The sequence below is a fragment of the Kitasatospora sp. MBT63 genome (genome assembly GCF_000710465.2).
Classification (GTDB): domain Bacteria; phylum Actinomycetota; class Actinomycetes; order Streptomycetales; family Streptomycetaceae; genus Kitasatospora.
Genome location: NZ_JAIZ01000744.1, coordinates 1 through 377 on the forward strand (window position 1 = coordinate 1; position 377 = coordinate 377).

A 377-nucleotide genomic window follows, 5' to 3' on the forward strand; every position below is an offset into this window, starting at 1 on the left:
CCTACACCATCAACGCCTCCGGAGACGTGGTGAGCACCACAGTCGTCACCAAGGCTGCGGATGGCAGTGACGAGCAGGTTGTCACTACTAACAACACAATTGACCAGGCGGGCCGCCGGACTGCTGTCGCCATCAGCAACGGCCACGGCGAGCAGCAGACCGAACAGTCCTGGGATAACGCGGGGAACCTCACCCACGACCGCCACGGCACCAGTACCGCTTATAACCCTGATCACAAGCCCACGACCATCGCCGGGGACGACGACGCCAGTATCAGCACGATTGGTTACTGGGCCGATGGGTCACGCAAGACCCTCACCACCACCGGTGGTGACGGGGCCGAGCAGACCACCACGTTCCACTACACCCCCGGCGGC

The 377-nt window shown here is 63.4% G+C and carries 1 protein-coding gene; it reads left to right on the forward strand.

Annotated elements, in window-relative coordinates; all coding sequences use genetic code 11:
* Positions 1 to 29: 29 nt before the first annotated feature.
* On the forward strand, positions 30 to 377 hold a 348-nt coding region (locus tag AA75_RS38845; protein ID WP_149038640.1), incomplete at its 3' end, for a hypothetical protein.